Below are 15205 nucleotides of genomic sequence, written 5' to 3'. Positions count from 1 at the left end.
GCACGGCCGTGGGGCATGCCGAATTGGTAGCGTCACACCACTCGCGCCGACCGGCACGGGTGAGCACCGAGCAGCACCGCTGAGCAGCGCCACCCGAGCAGGACCACGCAACACGACCGACCAGGCAACACGACCACGCACAGCGCACCACGACCGCGGACACGCGTCGCGCTTTCGTACAGGGGGGCCCATGGCCACGATTCGCAGGGCAGTCATTCCCGCAGCCGGACTGGGGTCCCGGCTGCTGCCGCTCACCAAGGCGACACCGAAGGAGATGCTGCCCGTCGGCGACAAGCCCGTCATCGAGCACACCGTCCGGGAGCTCGTGGCGTCCGGCATCACCGACATCACCATCGTGGTGTCCGGTGACAAGGGGCTGATCCAGGACCACTTCCGGCCCAACCCCGCCCTCGTCGACCAGTTGCGGGCGGACGGCAAGGCCGCCTACGCCGACGCGGTCGAGGAGGTCGGCGAGCTGTCCCGGCTCGGCCACATCACCTACCTCTACCAGCAGGGTCCGTACGGCAACGGCACCCCCGTCCTCAACGCCTCGCGCAACATCGGCGACGAGCCGCTGCTCGTGCTCTGGCCCGACGACGTGTTCGTCGCCGAGGTCCCGCGTGCACAGCAGCTGATCAAGGCGTACGAGGCGACCAACTCCCCGGTCCTCGCCCTGATGCCGATGGACCCGGGCGACTCGCAGCGCTACGGCGTCCCCGTCGTCAAGGAGGACCTCGACGACGGTCTGCTCCGGATCACCGGCCTGGTCGAGAAGCCCCGCCCGCAGGACGCGCCCTCCTCGTACGCGGCCATCGGCGGCTACGTCATCACGCCCGGCATCATCGACGAACTGCGCGACCAGACCAAACGCTGGTACGACCATCGCACCGGCGAGGTCTACCTCACCGACGCCATCAACGCCTACGCGGCGAGCCGGGCCGTCTACGGCCAGGTGATCCACGGCCGCTGGTACGACACCGGCAACCCGCTCGCCTACCTCACCGCCCAGTTCGCGGCGGCGCTCAACCACCCGGAGTACGGGCCGCATCTGCGCCGCCTGGCGAAGGAACTGGAGGACGAGGAGACCGGTGGGGCTGGATGACCCCCGGTCCCCATCCAGGGGCTCCGCCCCCGGACCCCCGGGTCGCGCTGGACGCGCTCGTCCTCAAACGCCGGACGGGCTGATGGTGCCGGGCGGCGCTGGAGAAAGTGGCTGACCCAGAGCTCCAGAGCTCCAGAGCTCCGGAGCCCCGGAACCCCGGAACCCCGGAACCTCCGGGGGCCCCGAGCCCCAGGGGCCCCGAGCCCCCGAGCCCCAGGGGCCCCGAGGATGCCCGGTGAACGGGTCGAGACGGTCACCTCAGGTTGGCGCACGGTCTGGGGTGACCCGTCGCATCGTGCCCGGGACCGGCCGTGGGAGGATCCCGGCACGATGAGCGCTTCCCCGGCGATACGGAGTCTGCGCGCGGCGGTGTTCGCCGCGGTGTGTGTGCTGCTGGCCGCCGCCGCGCACGCTCTGGCGACCGGCGGTGCGCCGTCGGCGGGCGCGGACGGCGCCGGGTTCGCCGGGGTGTTCGCCGCCGGGTGGCTGCTCGGCGGCCGGGAACGGTCGCTGCCGGGGATCGGCGCTCTGATGCTCGTCACCCAGGCGGGGCTGCACGCCGCGTTCGGCGCGTTCGGGTCGGTGCGTGTACGGGTGATGTCGCACGCGCATCACGCGGGGATGCACGGCATGCACGGGATGCGGATGTCCTACGCCCATGCGGGCACCACGAACACGATGAACGCCATGAGCGGCCACGCCGTCGCCGCGCACGTGGTGGCGGCGCTGGTCGCCTCCTGGTGCCTGCGGCGGGGCGAGGCCGCGCTGTGGTCGCTGCTGCGCTGGGCGGTCGCCCTCGTGCCGGGGCTCGCCGCCTGGTGGCGGAACGCGCCCCTCGGACCGTCCCGTACGGCCCCGGGTCGCATGTCGGCGCCGGACGTCCGGCCGCGCCGGCTTCTCCTGCGGTACGCGGTGAGCGGTCGAGGACCGCCGACAGGGATTCCGTACACGCCCTGAGGTTCCTCGACAGCAGTCACCAGTCACCAGTCACCAGTACGGAGTTCCATCATGTTCCCGACACGCATCACCCTGCGCCGCGCCGGCGTCGTCACCGGTCTCACCGCCGCCGGAGTCCTCGCCGCGGCGGGTTCCGCCTTCGCGCACGTCACCGTGCACCCCGAGAGCTACCCGAAGGGCGCCACGGACGGTGTCCTGAGCTTCCGGGTCCCCAACGAGGAGGACACCGCGACCACCACGAAGGTCCAGGTCTTCCTGCCCACCGACCACCCCGTCCTCGGCGTTCTCGTCACCCCGGAGGCAGGCTGGACGGCGAAGGTGACGACCACCAGGCTGAAGACGCCGATCAAGACGGACGACGGGACGATCACCGACGCCGTCTCCGAGATCACCTGGTCCGGCGGAAAGATCGGTGCGGGGGAGTACGAGGACTTCGACGTCGCGTTCGGTCAACTGCCCGACAACACGGACCAGCTGGCCTTCAAGACCCTGCAGACGTACTCCGACGGCAACGTGGTCCGCTGGATCGAGACCGCTCAGGCGGGCCAGGACGAGCCGGAGAACCCGGCGCCCGCCCTGAAGCTGACGGCGGCGGAGAAGGAGGGTGCTGCCGCGACTCCCTCGGCGGCGGCCTCCGTGAAGAGCGACGCCGGTCAGGGCTCGGACTCGGCCAGTGACTCGACGGCTCGCGGGCTGGGCGTCGCCGGGCTGATCGTGGGGGTACTGGGCCTGGCCGCGGCGGCGTTCGCGCTGATCAGGACCCGGGCCGTACGGTCGTAGCGGGGTAGTCGAAGCACACGCGGTCCGCTCCCTCGGGGGCGGACCGCACCTCAGCGGGACACGGACTCCGGCACCAGGGTGCGCAGCTGGCGCTCGACCGACGTGATCGACGCGACGGGCGCCGTCGTACGGGGGCGGGACGTGCGGTACAGCCACAGGATGTCCCGGCCGAACGACCAGACCAGCGTCCCCAGGGCCAGCGCGGCCACCGCCTGGGTCGCCGCGAGGGGCAGGTATCCGGAGGCCGCGAGCAGCAGCAGGATCCCCTGGAGGGCGGCCACGGTCTTGCGGGCGGTGCTCGGGGGGAGCGGGGCGTTCAGCCAGGGCAGCACGCGGGCCGCGGCGACGAAGGCGTAGCGCATGCCGCCGATCAGCAGGACCCACGGGCCGAGCGACATCGACACGTACACGCTGAGCACCAGGATGAGGAACGCGTCGACCTCCATGTCGAAGCGTGCCCCCAGCGAGGAGCAGGTGCCCGTGCGCCGGGCGACCTTGCCGTCCACGCCGTCGAGGATCAGGGCCACGGCCGTCAGGCCGACGAACAGCGTGACGGGCGGCGAGCTCTCGAAGGAGTCCGCGACCAGCGCTGTCACCCCGCCGACCAGCGTCGCCCGGCCGAGAGTCACACGGTTGGCCGGACCGAAGGACTTCGACCCGGACCGGTGCAACGCGCGGGACAGAACGGCCCACGTGGCGATCGCGAACGTCAGCCCGGTCAGCCAGCCCGCCGGGCCCAGGCCGATCGCGGAGCCGAGCAGGGCCAGCAACAGGACCTGCAGGCCCGCCCCCAGCGCGGTCTCCTGCTGAACCAGCCTCGCTTCGTACGTGTTGTTCAGGGCCACCGCGAGTCCTCCGCCGTATGTACAGAGTGGATCATGCCGCGTACTGTGCGCGGACTGTGCACCTCGCAGTACGTGAACAACTTCCCAAGCGTTCAGGAGGAACTCCGATGAAGCTCGCCGCACGAGCGTTCTGGCTCGCTTCGCCGGACCACGGAGAGATCCGTGACATCGAGCTGCCGGGGCCCGGCGAGGGCGAGGTACTGGTCCGCACCCTGTGGTCCGGGGTGAGCCGGGGCACGGAGACGCTCGTCTTCCGGGGCGGCGTCCCGGTCAGCCAGTACGCGGCCATGCGGGCGCCGTTCCAGGAGGGCGACTTCCCCGGTCCGGTCAAGTACGGCTACCTCAACGTCGGCGTGGTGGAGGAGGGCCCGGAGACGCTGGTCGGCCGTACGGTCTTCTGCCTCTACCCGCACCAGACGCGGTACGTCGTCCCGGTGGGCGCGGTGACACCGGTGCCGGACTCGGTGCCCGCCGAACGCGCGGTGCTCGCCGGGACGGTGGAGACCGCCGTGAACGCCCTGTGGGACGCGGCGCCGCTGGCCGGCGACCGGATCGCGGTGGTCGGCGGCGGGATGATCGGCTGCTCGGTGGCCGCCCTGATCGCCCGGTTCCCCGGCGTGCGCGTCCAGTTGGTGGACGCCGATCCCGGGCGGGCGAAGACCGCCGAGGCGCTCGGCGTCGACTTCGCGCTGCCGGGGGACGCCCTGGGCGAGTGCGACCTCGTCGTGCACGCCAGTGCCACCGAGGCGGGACTGGCCCGCTCGCTCGAACTCCTCGCCGCCGAGGGCACGGTCGTCGAGCTGAGCTGGTACGGAGACCGGCGCGTCAGTCTGCCGCTGGGCGAGGCGTTCCACTCCCGGCGGCTCACCGTCCGCAGCAGCCAGGTGGGGACCGTGTCCCCGGCCGCGCGGCCCGGCCGCTCCTACGCCGACCGGCTCGCCCTGGCCCTCGACCTGCTGGCCGACCCGGCGCTCGACGCCCTCGTCACCGGTGAGTGCGCCTTCGAGGAGCTCCCGGACGTGCTGCCGAGGCTCGCCTCCGGGGAGACGCCGGCGCTCTGTCACCGGGTCCGGTATCCGGACGCCGACTGACAGAATCGCTTGAACAAGCCTTGAACAAGCTGCCCTGGGCAGCCGTACTACTCGGCATGTCCCCGCAGCGATCAGCAGGGGACAAGACGCGCCGCACCTGGAGGGTCGTCCGTTGTTCAGCATCACCGTTCGCGATCACATCATGATCGCCCACAGTTTCAGCGGAGAGGTCTTCGGGCCCGCGCAGCGCCTGCACGGAGCGACGTTCCTCGTCGACGCCACGTTCCGCCGTGAACAGCTGGACGAGGACAACATCGTCGTCGACATCGGCCTGGCCACCCAGGAGCTCGGTGCCGTGGTGAGCGAGTTGAACTACCGCAACCTGGACAACGAGCCGGACTTCGCCGGCATCAACACCTCCACGGAGTTCCTGGCCAAGATCATCGCCGACCGGCTGGCCGCGCGGATCGAGAAGGGTGCCCTGGGTGAGGGCGCCCGAGGCCTGGCGGGCCTCACGGTCACCCTGCACGAGTCGCACGTCGCCTGGGCGAGCTACGAGCGTGCCCTGTGACCGACACGACCCTCGACCGCCCGGTTCCCCTTTCCCCGGCGGCCACCACGGCCGCCCCGGCACAGGTACAGGTGCAGGCTTCCGTGCAGACCACGCTCAACTACGTGCCCGTGCAGAACGCGGCCCTCAAGAACGCGGCGATCATCCCCATGTCCCTGCGCTCCGTGCACTTCGTGATGCCGGCCGGCGTCGACGACCCGGCCAAGCCGAGCGGCGGCAACGCCTACGACCGCCGGATCAGCCTCGACCTGCCCGGCTTCGGCTGGCAGGTCCACAAGCACGCCGTCGACGGTGAGTGGCCCCGGCCCGGCGCCGACGCCCGCGCGGAACTGGCGCGGACGCTGAGCGAGCTGCCGGACGGCACGGTCGTCATGCTGGACGGCATGGTGGCCTGCGGGGTTCCCGAGATCATCGTCCCCGAGGCCGAACGCCTGCGCCTCGCCGTGCTGGTGCACCTCCCGCTGGGCGACGAGACCGGCCTCGACCCGGTCGTCGCGGCGGAGCTGGACGCCCTGGAGCGGACCACCCTGCGGGCGGTGCCGGCGGTGATCGCGACCAGCGACTGGGCCGTACGGCGCCTCGTCTCCCACCACGGACTCGCCCCGGACCGCGTGCACATGGCGGCCCCCGGCGCCGACATCGCCCCCCTCGCCTCCGGCACCGACGGCGTCTCCCGCCTCCTCTGCGTGGCTTCGGTGACCCCCCGCAAGGGGCAGCACCGGCTGGTGGAGGCGCTGGCAGCGGTGACCGACCTGCCGTGGAGCTGCGTCTGCGTCGGCGGACTCGAACAGGATCCCGAGTACGTCGCCGATCTGCGCGCCCTGATCGCACGCCACGGACTGGAGGACCGGCTGCACCTGGCCGGCCCCCAGGCGGGCGCCCAGCTCGACGCCAGCTACGCCGCCGCCGACCTGATGGTCCTCACCTCCTACGCGGAGACGTACGGCATGGCGGTCACCGAGGCCCTCGCACGCGGCATCCCCGTCCTCGCCACGGACGTCGGCGGCCTGCCCGAGGCGGTCGGGCGCGCGCCCGACGGCGGGGTCCCCGGCATCCTCGTACCGCCGGAGAACCCGGCGGCGCTCGCGGCGGAACTGCGCGGCTGGTTCGGCGAGGCGGACGTCCGCCGACGCCTGAAGGCGGCGGCCCGGGGCCGCCGGGCAGCCCTGGACGGCTGGGCGGCCACGGCACGGAGCCTGGCCGGCGTACTGGGCCGGATCCCCTGGGAACCTCGGAGGGCGGCATGAGCGGGTCGACGACGACGGCTCCGGCGGCGCTCACCGGCGCCGGCCCCGCGCCGGTGGCCGCCCGGGGACTCCGGGCGGCGGCGCTGCGCGGTGCCGTCGGAGTACGGGGACGCATCCCCTCGGGAAGCGTGAACAAGGCGACGACGACGGCTTCGGCCGGGTCGGAGTCACCCGTACGCGTCGGCGACGGGCCGGTTGCCGCTCGGGGGCTTCGGGTCGCCGCCCTCCGGAGTCTCGTGGGGGCGTCGGGGCGCGCTGCCGGCGAAGTCGGGAGCGCGGCATGAGGAAGTCGGCGACGGCTGTGATTTCGGCCGGGCCGGTGACGCCCCTGCGCGTCGGCGGCGGGCCGGTTGCCGCTCGGGGGCGTGGGGCCGCTGCCCTGCGGAGCCCCGTGGCGGTGTCGGGGCGGACTGCCCGGGAAGCAAGGAGCGCGGCATGAAGAAGACGACCATTACGACTTCGGCGGCGTCCGAGATCCAGCGACGAGGACCGGTGACTCCGGTGGACGTGAATGCCGAGCCCGCGGCCGGGATTCCGGCCCAGCCGACGCACCGGGACGTCAAGGCGGGCGCCGGGCCGGTGGGCCCGGCGGAGCGGGGCACGATCCGGCTGCGCGAGGCCGGCCCCGACGACCCGCCCCGGTACGCCCCCGACTGGCTGGAGCTGCGCGAGGGCCCCGACGCCGCCGCACGCGCCGTCGAACTGCTCGACCCGTTGCGCATCCGGCTGGCCAACCTGCCCGGAAAGCCGGGCGGGCTCGTCATCCACGACCTGGGCTGCGGCACCGGCTCCATGGGCCGCTGGCTCGCGCCCCGGCTCGACGGCGCCCAGCACTGGGTCCTGCACGACCGCGACCCCTATCTGCTGCACTTCGCCGCCGTGGCCTCGCCGCGTGCCGCCGCCGACGGCAGCCGCGTGACGGTCGAGACGCGACGCGGCGACGTCGCCCGGCTGACCTCCGACGCGCTGGCCGGCGCCTCGCTGGTCACCGCCTCCGCCCTGCTGGACGTCCTCACCCGTGAGGAGGTCGACGCCCTCGCCACCGCCTGCGCGGGCGCCGGCTGCCCGGCCCTGCTGACCCTGTCCGTGGCCGGGCGCGTCGAATTCGCCGCCCCCGACCCGCTGGACGGAGACCTCGCCGACGCGTTCAACGCCCATCAGCGGCGATCGGGAATGCTCGGCCCCGACGCGATCACGGCGGCCTGCGAGGCCTTCGACCAGCGGGGCGCCACGGTCCGGGTCCACCCCAGTGCCTGGCACCTCGGCCCCGTGGAGGCCCCGCTCACCGCGGAGTGGCTGCGCGGCTGGGTCGCGGCGGCGGTGGAGGAACGCCCGGCGCTGCGGGACCGCGCCGACAAATACCTCGCCGAGCGCCTGGAGGCCTGCGCCGCCGGTGAGCTGCGAGTAGAGGTTCACCACAGCGACCTCCTGGCCCTGGCCAGGCCGACGGGCGGGACGACGTCATGACCGTCCAGACGGTGGAAGCGGCGGAGGTCGTGCTCAGCGGCCTCGACGAGGTCGGGCACGGGACCGTGGCGGTCAGCGGCCCCGCCGCGGGACTCGACCGGCTCCCGCCGGCCCGCGCCGAACGGGCCGCACCTGCCCGGCCGCGCTCCGCCTCGGCGGGCCGCGCCGGAGTCATCGGCTTCGTCGGGCCCCGGGACGACGCCCCGCCGGTCACCACCCCGAGTCGGCTCCGCCGCGTGACGCGTGCCCTGCGCCCGCACCTCGGCACCATCGCCGGAGTGACGATTCTCGGCGTGCTGCTGTGGCGCCTCGGCACCGGTGTCTTCCTCGACGGGCTCCGGCGCATCGACGCGACGACACTGCTGGTGGGCCTCGGAATCGGGCTGCTCACCACCGGGTTCAGCGCCTGGCGCTGGGCACTGGTCGCCCGGCGCCTCGGGCTCGGGCTGCCCCTCCTCCCCGCGATCGCCGACTACTACCGCTCACTGTTCCTGAACGCGGCCCTCCCCGGCGGCGTCCTCGGTGACGTGCACCGCGCGGTACGGCACGGCAAGAGCGCTGGTGACATGGGGCGCGGGGTCCGTGCGGTCGTCCTCGAACGGGCGGCGGGACAGGTCGCGTTGATCGTCGTCGGCGGAGCGATGCTGCTCACGCTGCCTTCACCGGCACTGGCCGACGCCCGCCGGGTCGCCCTGATGGCGGCCCTCGCTGCCGTCGGCGTCGTCGCCGTCCTGGTCGCTGTCCGGATGAACCGCGCCCCGAGTGCCGCCGCCCGCCGGACCCGGGCCCTGCGTGCCGTGCTCACCGAGGCCCGTGGCGCCCTGCTCTCCCGTGAGAACCTGCCCGGCGTGGCGCTCTCCTCCGTGGTCGTCCTCTCCGGACACCTCGGGATGTTCGTGGTCGCCGCCCGGGTCGCCGGATCCTCGGCCTCCGTCGCCGAGTTGCTGCCGATAGCCGTACTGGCGCTGCTGGCGATGGGCCTGCCACTGAACGTCGGCGGCTGGGGTCCCCGCGAGGGCGTCACCGCCTGGGCGTTCGGGGCGGCGGGGCTGGGCGCCAGCATGGGGCTGAGCGTCGCCGTCGTGTACGGGGTGCTGAGCTTCGTGGCCGCCCTGCCCGGCGCGGCCGTCCTGGTCGTCCGTTACTTCTGGTCGCCGACAGAGTCCGCAGCGACTGCGGAGTCCGCGGAACCGGCGGCATCGGCACCTGCATCGCCGTCGGTGAGCATCGAGAAATACGCCCCGAAGGACTCGGCGAAGCTCGCCAGCAACGCCTTCCCCTTTTCGGCGGAACCCAGTGAAGGGCGTCCGATGACACCGGAATCGGTGTAACCGGCCATGCCGAGGGTGAGCAGGTGCCGGCGGTCGTCGGCGACGAAATCAGCGGTTTCATAACCGGGACGGAGCAATTCGGGATGAGCGTGCAGAAGGACGGAGGTCTCGATTTCCCCCGCGTGCATGTCGGTGAGCAGCGAGGTCACCACTCCGGCCCGCTCACGCGCCGTCTCCCAGTCCTCCCCGGCCGGGAACAGCGCGACCCGCTCACCGCGCGCGGAGGATTCCTGAACGACGTTGCCCAGTACGTAGTTTCCGCCGTGCCCGTTGACGACGACCAGGGCTTCCACGCCCGAGCGGCGCAGCGAATCGGCGATGTCCCGTACTACCGCGTGAAGGGTCACGGAGGAGATGCTGACGGTTCCCGGCCAGGCGGCGTGCTCGTGCGAGCAGGCGATGGTCACCGGAGGAAGGAGGTGCACCGGGTATGCGGATGCGATCTCCCGGGCAATGGCACAGGCGACCAGGGTGTCGGTCGTCAACGGAAGGAAGGGACCATGCTGTTCGAAGCTCCCGACCGGAAGAACGGCGACCTGCGTTGAGACGCCGGCCGCTCGTGTCCGTACGTCTTCCGTAGTGTCCACCGGCAACAGGCCGCCGGTCGGCAACGCTACGGACGCCGTCGACCGTATTCCCGACTCATCCATGTTCTTCCGGCCTTTCGTCTCTGCTTAGGAACCAGATCATGACAGAAAAACTTGGCGTACTCGGCAAAGCCTCCCAGGCCTCGGGAGTGGAACGCGTGGTGAATGCGCCGTTGCCCACCGTGTACGGCGATTTCCAGGCGGTCGGATACATGGACCACGATCGCGGTGACGAGCAAGTGGCGCTGGTCTACGGCGAGATAGCCGAGGACGACGTTCTCACCAGGCTGCATTCCGAATGCCTGACCGGCGACGCCTTCGGCTCCCAGCACTGCGAATGCGGGGACCAGCTCGACTCGGCGCTGCGCGCGATAGTCGCCGAGGGAAGCGGCATTCTCGTCTACCTCAGAGGGCATGAGGGCCGGGGTATCGGACTGCTCGCCAAGCTGCGCGCGATGCAGCTTCAGGCGGAGGGACTGGACACCGTCGAGGCGAACCTCGCGCAGGGTCTGCCGGTGGACTCCCGTGACTACGGCGTCGCCGCGGAGATCCTGCACGACCTCGGGGTGCGTTCGGTGCGCCTGATGTCCAACAACCCGCGCAAGCGTGAGGCGCTGGTCCGCCACGGCATCAAGATCGCCGAGGACGTACCGCTGCTGATCCCGCCGTGCGAGAACAACATCACGTACCTGCGGACCAAGCGCGAGCGTCTCGACCACGTCCTGCCGCACCTCGACGCGGTGGCGCACTGGTCCTGACCCGGCCGACCGTCTGACCGGGAGAGCCGGCCGGGAGTCCCGATCAGGGGGCGCGCGTCATTCGGATGCGCGCGGGGGGTGCCAGAAGCCCCGATTCCGGAAAGGAAGAGGGAATGACCGACGATGTCCTCTTCCTCTCCCGGGACCGGGTGACGGCCCTCCTCGACGCCGACACGGCGATCGCCTCGCAGCGCGCGGCGTTCGGCGCGCTGGGCGCGGGTGGCGCGAGTCAGCCCGATCTGCCCGGGAAGATCATGCATCCCAGCCGCTTCGACGACAGTGTGGTCTTCGCGTACGTCTCCCGGCTGTCCCTGGACACCGGCGCGGTGGCGAAGTTCGGCAGTGTCAACCCCGGCAACGCGGCGGCCGGCCTGCCGAGCGTGCACGCCGTCATCACCGCCCTCGACCCGGTGACGGGCGAACTCGCCGCCGTCATGGACGGCACGGCCGTCACGACCCTGCGTACGGCCGCCGCCAGCGCCGTGGCCTTCGACGCGCTGTCCACCGCCGACAGCGCCGAACTGGCCCTCATCGGCTCGGGCACCCAGGCGCTCGCCCACGCGCGGGCCGTCGCCCGGGTACGTGACCTGAAGTCCGTACGGGTGTGGAGCCCGAACCCGGAGCGGCGCGCGCGGGCGGCGGAGCTGCTCGCGGCCGAACTCGGCATCGCCGCCGAGGCGACCGGCACCCCCCGGGAGGCGGTGACCGGTGCCTCCCTGGTCGCGGCCTGCACCCTCAGCGCCACCCCCGTCGTGCGCGGTGCGTGGCTCGCGCCCGGGTGCACGGTGGTCAGCGTGGGGTCCTTCGAGCCGGACCGCAGCGAGGTGGACGCCGGGGTCGTACGGCGGGCGGCGGCCGTCGTGGTCGACGACCCGGCGACGGCGGCGGAACACGCCGGACCGGTGGTCGACGCTCTCCGGGACCGCCTGCTGTCCCGCGAGGACCTGATCGGGCTGGGGGAGGTCCTCACGGGCGCACGGACCGCCCGCACCGGCCCCGACGACATCGTCTTCTACAACAGCGTCGGCCTCGGCGTGCAGGACGCGGCGGCGGCCTGGGCCGTCATCCACGCGGCGAGAGGGGCCGGGCGATGAGCGCCCCGCAGCGGGCCGAGGTGGTCGTGATCGGCGGCGGGGTGATGGGTACGAGCATCGCCTACCACCTGGCCCGGGCGGGCGTACGGGACGTGGTGCTCGTCGAGCGTGACGAACTGGCCTCCGGGTCCACCTCGCGCGCCGCCGGCGGGGTCCGGGCGCAGTTCTCCGACGAGCTCAACATCCAGCTCGGGGCGCGCAGCCTGGAGGCGTTCGGACGGTTCGGGGAGGAGATCGGGCACGACATCGGACTGCACCGGGTCGGCTATCTCTTCCTCCTCTCCACGCCCGAGGACGTCGCGTCCTTCGAGGCGGGGGTCGCGCTGCAGAACGGCCTGGGCGTGCCCAGCCGGATGCTCACCCCCGCCGAGGCACGCCGGCTGTCCCCGCTCATCACCGCCGACGGCCTGCTGGCGGCGGCCTACTCGCCCGCCGACGGTCACTGCACACCGGAAGCGGTGGTCCACGGCTATGCCGCCGCCGCCCGGCGCCACGGCGCGACCGTCCTGCGCCACACCGAGGTCACCGGCATCGAACGCGACGGCGACACCCTCACGGCCGTGGTCACGGACAAGGGACGGATCGCCACCGGCACCGTGGTCTGCGCGGCCGGCGCCTGGTCACGGGCGGTCGGCGCGATGGCGGGCGTCGACCTGCCCGTCGACCCCCTGCGCCGCCAGATCGCGGTCACCGAACCGGTCCCAGGACTGCCGCCCACGCTCCCCATGACCATCGACTTCAGCAGCAGCCTCTACTTCCACAGCGAGGGACCCGGCCTGCTCCTCGGCATGTCCGACCCCGACGAGACGACCGGCTTCGCCACCGACACCCACGACCGCTGGATCCCCCGTCTGTACGAGGCGATGGAACACCGGGCGCCCGCCCTGCTCGACCTGCGCCGCACAGGCGGCTGGGCGGGCCTGTACGAGATCACGCCGGACCACAACGCCCTGATCGGGGAGGCGAGTTCACCCTCCCGGTTCCTCTACGCGACGGGGTTCTCCGGCCACGGTTTCCTCCAGGGACCGGCGGTCGGCGAGGTGGTCCGTGACCTCTGCCTCGGCCGCGTACCCTTCGTCGACATCAGCCCCTTGAACGCCGGCCGTTTCGCGGCCGATGCCCTGCGCCCGGAGGTCAACCTCGTATGACCGAGCTCCACTTGTGGCTGCGCCACGAGACCCGTACGACCGAACGCCGCACACCCGTCGTCCCGTCCGACGCCCGCCGGCTCGTCGAGCGGGGGGTGCGTCTGACCGTCGAGGAGTCCCCGCAGCGGATCTTTCCGACCGAGGAGTACGAGGCTGTCGGCTGCGGCACCGCGGACGCCGGCTCCTGGGTCTCCGCCCCCTCGGACGCGGTGATCGTCGGACTCAAGGAACTCCCCGACCGGCCGGGCGAGTTGCGCCACCGGCACATCTTCTTCGGGCACGCCTACAAGGGCCAGCCGGGCGCGGTCGAGCTGCTGCGCCGCTTCGTCGCCGGGGGCGGGGCGCTGCTGGACCTGGAGTATCTGGCGGACGACCGGGGGCGCAGGCTGGCCGCCTTCGGCTACTGGGCCGGATATCTGGGGGCGGCCCTCGCCGTGCTCCAGCACCGGGGCAGGCTCACGACTCCGTTGCGGCCGACCACTCAGGAGGAGTTGGCCTCCGAACTCCGTTCCAGTAAGGAGGAGTTGAGCGCGTTGGTGATCGGCGCACTGGGCCGCAGCGGACGCGGGGCACGCGTCGCGCTCACCGAGGCCGGCGTGGAGCCGACCTGCTGGGACCTGGCCGAGACGCGGGACCTGGACCGACCGGCCCTGATGGCCCACGAGTTGCTGGTCAACACCGTCCTCACCACCAGCCCGGTGCCGCCCTTCCTGACGGACGAGGATCTGGAGACCCCCGGCCGCCGCCTCCGTACCCTCTCGGACGTCACCGTCGACGTCGGCTCGCCCATGAACCTCCTCCCGGTGTACGACACCGCCACCACCTGGGACGACCCCGTGCGCAGGCTGCGGGACGAGCCGCCGCTCGACCTGATCGCCATCGACAACCTGCCCTCCCTGCTGCCCCGCGAGGCCAGCACGGACTTCTCGGCCGACCTGGTGCCCCAGCTGCTCGACTTCGAGGTGGGCGGCGCCTGGGCGCGCTGTCTGGCACGGTTCGACGAGACATGCCGTGAACTCGGCCTGGTCAAGGGCGAGTCGGGAAGCGAAGGGGGAGTGGGCGCATGACGGACAAGGTTCCCGCGAGCGGTACCGTCCACTGGATCGGCGCGGGTCTGTCCACGGGCGGCGGACTGGCCGCGCTCTGTGACAGCGACGCCGTGCGAGAGGTACGGGTGTGGCACCGCACGGCGGACCGAGCGGCCGAGGCTCTCGCCCACCTGGGGCTCACCGGCCGCGCCGAACCCCGCGCCTACAGCCTCCCGGCGCTCACCGCCGAACTGGCTCCCGGAGACGTGGTCGTCTCCATGCTCCCGGCGCCCGAGCACGCCCCACTGCTGGCGGCCTGCGTCCGGGGCGGCGCCCACTTCGCGTGTTCGAGCTATGTGTCGGAGGCGGTACTCGAACAGGTTCCGGCGGCCGAGGCGGCCGGTCTGGTCGTCCTCACCGAGTGCGGGCTGGACCCGGGCATCGACCACCTCTTCGCGCACAGCCTGGTCACCCGCGCCGAGCACGCCATCGGCACCGGCACGCCGGCCTCGTACCGCCTCACGTCGTACTGCGGAGGCATCCCCGCGGTGCCCAACGACTTCAGGTACCGGTTCAGCTGGGCGCCGACCGGAGTGCTCAACGCCCTTCGCTCGCCCGCCCGTTACATCGAGGACGGCGCCGAGACGGTCGCCGACCGGCCCTGGGAGGTCACCCGTCCGCACGTCATCGACGGCGAGACCTTCGAGGTGTACCCGAACCGGGACAGCGTGCCGTTCGTCGAGCAGTACGAGCTGCCGACGGCATGGCAGGCGCGGGCCTTCGTCCGGGGCACCCTGCGCCTGGACGGCTGGCTCACCGCCTGGGACAGCGTCTTCGAGGAGCTGAAGGGCGGCGACGACGAGCGGATCGGCGCCCTGGCGAGGGAGTTGGCGGCGCGCTACCCGACGACCGACGCCGACCGCGACCGCGTGGTCCTCGCCGTGTCCCTGGAGGTGGAGGTGGACGCGGACGAGCACACGGAGGGGGCGGAGGAAGACGGGGACGGTGGTTCCGGGCGCCGGCGGAGCTGGTCCGGCCGCTATCTCCTCGACCTGCAGGGCGACGCGGCCGAGAGCGCGATGGCCCGCTGCGTCTCCCGCACGCTGGCCCTTGGCGTCGGACACATCCTCGACGGTTCCCTGCCGCCCGGCCTGAGCCGCGCCGCCGAGACGGCACGGCGATCCGACGAGTGGCTGGGCGAACTCGGCGGGGAGGGACTGGAGTTCAGGCTCACCGTCGGCTGACGGCGGCGCGCTCCC

Annotated in this window: 15 protein-coding genes and 1 pseudogene; 14 read left to right on the top strand and 2 right to left on the bottom strand. The window is 72.6% G+C overall.

Features of this window, described 5'->3' with window-relative positions:
• Positions 1 to 190: 190 nt before the first annotated feature.
• The 3 genes from PV734_RS06510 to PV734_RS06500 all read left to right on the top strand — a co-directional run bounded on the left by PV734_RS06510 (position 191) and on the right by PV734_RS06500 (position 2839).
• The gene (locus PV734_RS06510; protein ID WP_319094766.1) at positions 191 to 1102 is read left to right on the top strand and encodes a UTP--glucose-1-phosphate uridylyltransferase; all 912 of its coding nucleotides are present in this window, start codon (positions 191 to 193) and stop codon (positions 1100 to 1102) included.
• 330 nt (positions 1103 to 1432) lie between these two features.
• A complete protein-coding gene (locus tag PV734_RS06505; RefSeq protein WP_319094767.1) occupies positions 1433 to 2059 on the top strand; it encodes a hypothetical protein in 627 nt (208 codons plus the stop codon).
• A gap of 51 nt (positions 2060 to 2110) precedes the next feature.
• Positions 2111 to 2839: a YcnI family protein gene (locus tag PV734_RS06500; protein WP_319094768.1), complete on the top strand. Its 729-nt coding sequence runs from the start codon at positions 2111 to 2113 to the stop codon at positions 2837 to 2839.
• A 50-nt stretch (positions 2840 to 2889) separates the two neighbouring features.
• On the opposite strand, the gene PV734_RS06495 is transcribed toward PV734_RS06500, so the two are convergent.
• A complete protein-coding gene (locus PV734_RS06495; RefSeq protein ID WP_319094769.1) occupies positions 2890 to 3684 on the bottom strand; it encodes a CDP-alcohol phosphatidyltransferase family protein in 795 nt (264 codons plus the stop codon).
• Positions 3685 to 3791: 107 nt separating this feature from the next.
• Between PV734_RS06495 and PV734_RS06490 the strand changes: the two genes are divergently transcribed.
• From PV734_RS06490 to PV734_RS06465, 6 genes and pseudogenes are all read left to right on the top strand, one after another.
• A complete protein-coding gene (locus tag PV734_RS06490) occupies positions 3792 to 4775 on the top strand; it encodes a dehydrogenase (protein ID WP_319094770.1) in 984 nt (327 codons plus the stop codon).
• A gap of 112 nt (positions 4776 to 4887) precedes the next feature.
• The gene (locus PV734_RS06485; RefSeq protein ID WP_319094771.1) at positions 4888 to 5286 is read left to right on the top strand and encodes a 6-carboxytetrahydropterin synthase; all 399 of its coding nucleotides are present in this window, start codon (positions 4888 to 4890) and stop codon (positions 5284 to 5286) included.
• Positions 5283 to 6533 (top strand): glycosyltransferase family 4 protein, encoded by a 1251-nt coding sequence (locus PV734_RS06480; RefSeq protein ID WP_415924161.1) that lies wholly within the window; start codon positions 5283 to 5285, stop codon positions 6531 to 6533. Before PV734_RS06485 ends, PV734_RS06480 begins: the two co-directional genes overlap by 4 nt.
• Entirely contained in the window at positions 6530 to 6817 is a 288-nt protein-coding gene (locus PV734_RS06475) for a hypothetical protein (RefSeq protein WP_319288910.1), read from the top strand. The genes PV734_RS06480 and PV734_RS06475 overlap by 4 nt, the downstream gene beginning before the upstream one ends.
• Positions 6818 to 6968: 151 nt before the next feature.
• Positions 6969 to 8000: a trans-aconitate methyltransferase gene (locus PV734_RS06470; protein ID WP_319094773.1), complete on the top strand. Its 1032-nt coding sequence runs from the start codon at positions 6969 to 6971 to the stop codon at positions 7998 to 8000.
• A pseudogene (locus PV734_RS06465) lies at positions 7997 to 9061 on the top strand (lysylphosphatidylglycerol synthase domain-containing protein); the annotation flags it as partial. The gene PV734_RS06470 and the pseudogene PV734_RS06465, both read left to right, overlap by 4 nt.
• 80 nt (positions 9062 to 9141) lie before the next feature.
• Here the strand turns inward: PV734_RS06465 and PV734_RS06460 are convergent.
• Positions 9142 to 9981: a creatininase family protein gene (locus PV734_RS06460; protein ID WP_319094774.1), complete on the bottom strand. Its 840-nt coding sequence runs from the start codon at positions 9979 to 9981 to the stop codon at positions 9142 to 9144.
• 38 nt (positions 9982 to 10019) lie between these two features.
• Here PV734_RS06460 and ribA point away from each other — a divergent pair, with 38 nt between their 5' ends.
• The 5 genes from ribA to PV734_RS06435 all read left to right on the top strand — a co-directional run bounded on the left by ribA (position 10020) and on the right by PV734_RS06435 (position 15190).
• Entirely contained in the window at positions 10020 to 10676 is a 657-nt protein-coding gene (gene ribA, locus PV734_RS06455; RefSeq protein WP_319094775.1) for a GTP cyclohydrolase II, read from the top strand.
• 113 nt (positions 10677 to 10789) lie between these two features.
• Positions 10790 to 11770 (top strand): ornithine cyclodeaminase family protein, encoded by a 981-nt coding sequence (locus PV734_RS06450; protein ID WP_319288909.1) that lies wholly within the window; start codon positions 10790 to 10792, stop codon positions 11768 to 11770.
• The gene (locus tag PV734_RS06445; RefSeq protein WP_319094777.1) at positions 11767 to 12918 is read left to right on the top strand and encodes an FAD-binding oxidoreductase; all 1152 of its coding nucleotides are present in this window, start codon (positions 11767 to 11769) and stop codon (positions 12916 to 12918) included. Before PV734_RS06450 ends, PV734_RS06445 begins: the two co-directional genes overlap by 4 nt.
• Positions 12915 to 13985, top strand: a complete 1071-nt coding sequence (locus PV734_RS06440; protein ID WP_319288908.1) for a saccharopine dehydrogenase — start codon at positions 12915 to 12917, stop codon at positions 13983 to 13985. Before PV734_RS06445 ends, PV734_RS06440 begins: the two co-directional genes overlap by 4 nt.
• A complete protein-coding gene (locus PV734_RS06435) occupies positions 13982 to 15190 on the top strand; it encodes a saccharopine dehydrogenase family protein (protein WP_319094779.1) in 1209 nt (402 codons plus the stop codon). The genes PV734_RS06440 and PV734_RS06435 overlap by 4 nt, the downstream gene beginning before the upstream one ends.
• The last annotated feature ends 15 nt before the right edge of the window (positions 15191 to 15205 follow it).

This window comes from Streptomyces sp. AK08-02, from assembly GCF_033795085.1.
Classification (GTDB): domain Bacteria; phylum Actinomycetota; class Actinomycetes; order Streptomycetales; family Streptomycetaceae; genus Streptomyces; species Streptomyces echiniscabiei.
The sequence above is the reverse complement of the archived record's forward strand: the minus strand, read 5'-3'. Positions and strand labels throughout refer to the sequence as shown.

Bases quoted from the DNA above. Each gene is read 5' to 3' on its own strand.
- PV734_RS06510 (WP_319094766.1), top strand. From the start codon at position 191: ATGGCCACGATTCGCAGGGCAGTCATTCCCGCAGCCGGACTGGGGTCC.
- PV734_RS06505 (WP_319094767.1), top strand. From the start codon at position 1,433: ATGAGCGCTTCCCCGGCGATACGGAGTCTGCGCGCGGCGGTGTTCGCC.
- PV734_RS06500 (WP_319094768.1), top strand. From the start codon at position 2,111: ATGTTCCCGACACGCATCACCCTGCGCCGCGCCGGCGTCGTCACCGGT.
- PV734_RS06490 (WP_319094770.1), top strand. From the start codon at position 3,792: ATGAAGCTCGCCGCACGAGCGTTCTGGCTCGCTTCGCCGGACCACGGA.
- PV734_RS06475 (WP_319288910.1), top strand. From the start codon at position 6,530: ATGAGCGGGTCGACGACGACGGCTCCGGCGGCGCTCACCGGCGCCGGC.
- PV734_RS06470 (WP_319094773.1), top strand. From the start codon at position 6,969: ATGAAGAAGACGACCATTACGACTTCGGCGGCGTCCGAGATCCAGCGA.
- PV734_RS06460 (WP_319094774.1), bottom strand. From the start codon at position 9,981: ATGGATGAGTCGGGAATACGGTCGACGGCGTCCGTAGCGTTGCCGACC.
- ribA (WP_319094775.1), top strand. From the start codon at position 10,020: ATGACAGAAAAACTTGGCGTACTCGGCAAAGCCTCCCAGGCCTCGGGA.
- PV734_RS06450 (WP_319288909.1), top strand. From the start codon at position 10,790: ATGACCGACGATGTCCTCTTCCTCTCCCGGGACCGGGTGACGGCCCTC.
- PV734_RS06445 (WP_319094777.1), top strand. From the start codon at position 11,767: ATGAGCGCCCCGCAGCGGGCCGAGGTGGTCGTGATCGGCGGCGGGGTG.
- PV734_RS06440 (WP_319288908.1), top strand. From the start codon at position 12,915: ATGACCGAGCTCCACTTGTGGCTGCGCCACGAGACCCGTACGACCGAA.
- PV734_RS06435 (WP_319094779.1), top strand. From the start codon at position 13,982: ATGACGGACAAGGTTCCCGCGAGCGGTACCGTCCACTGGATCGGCGCG.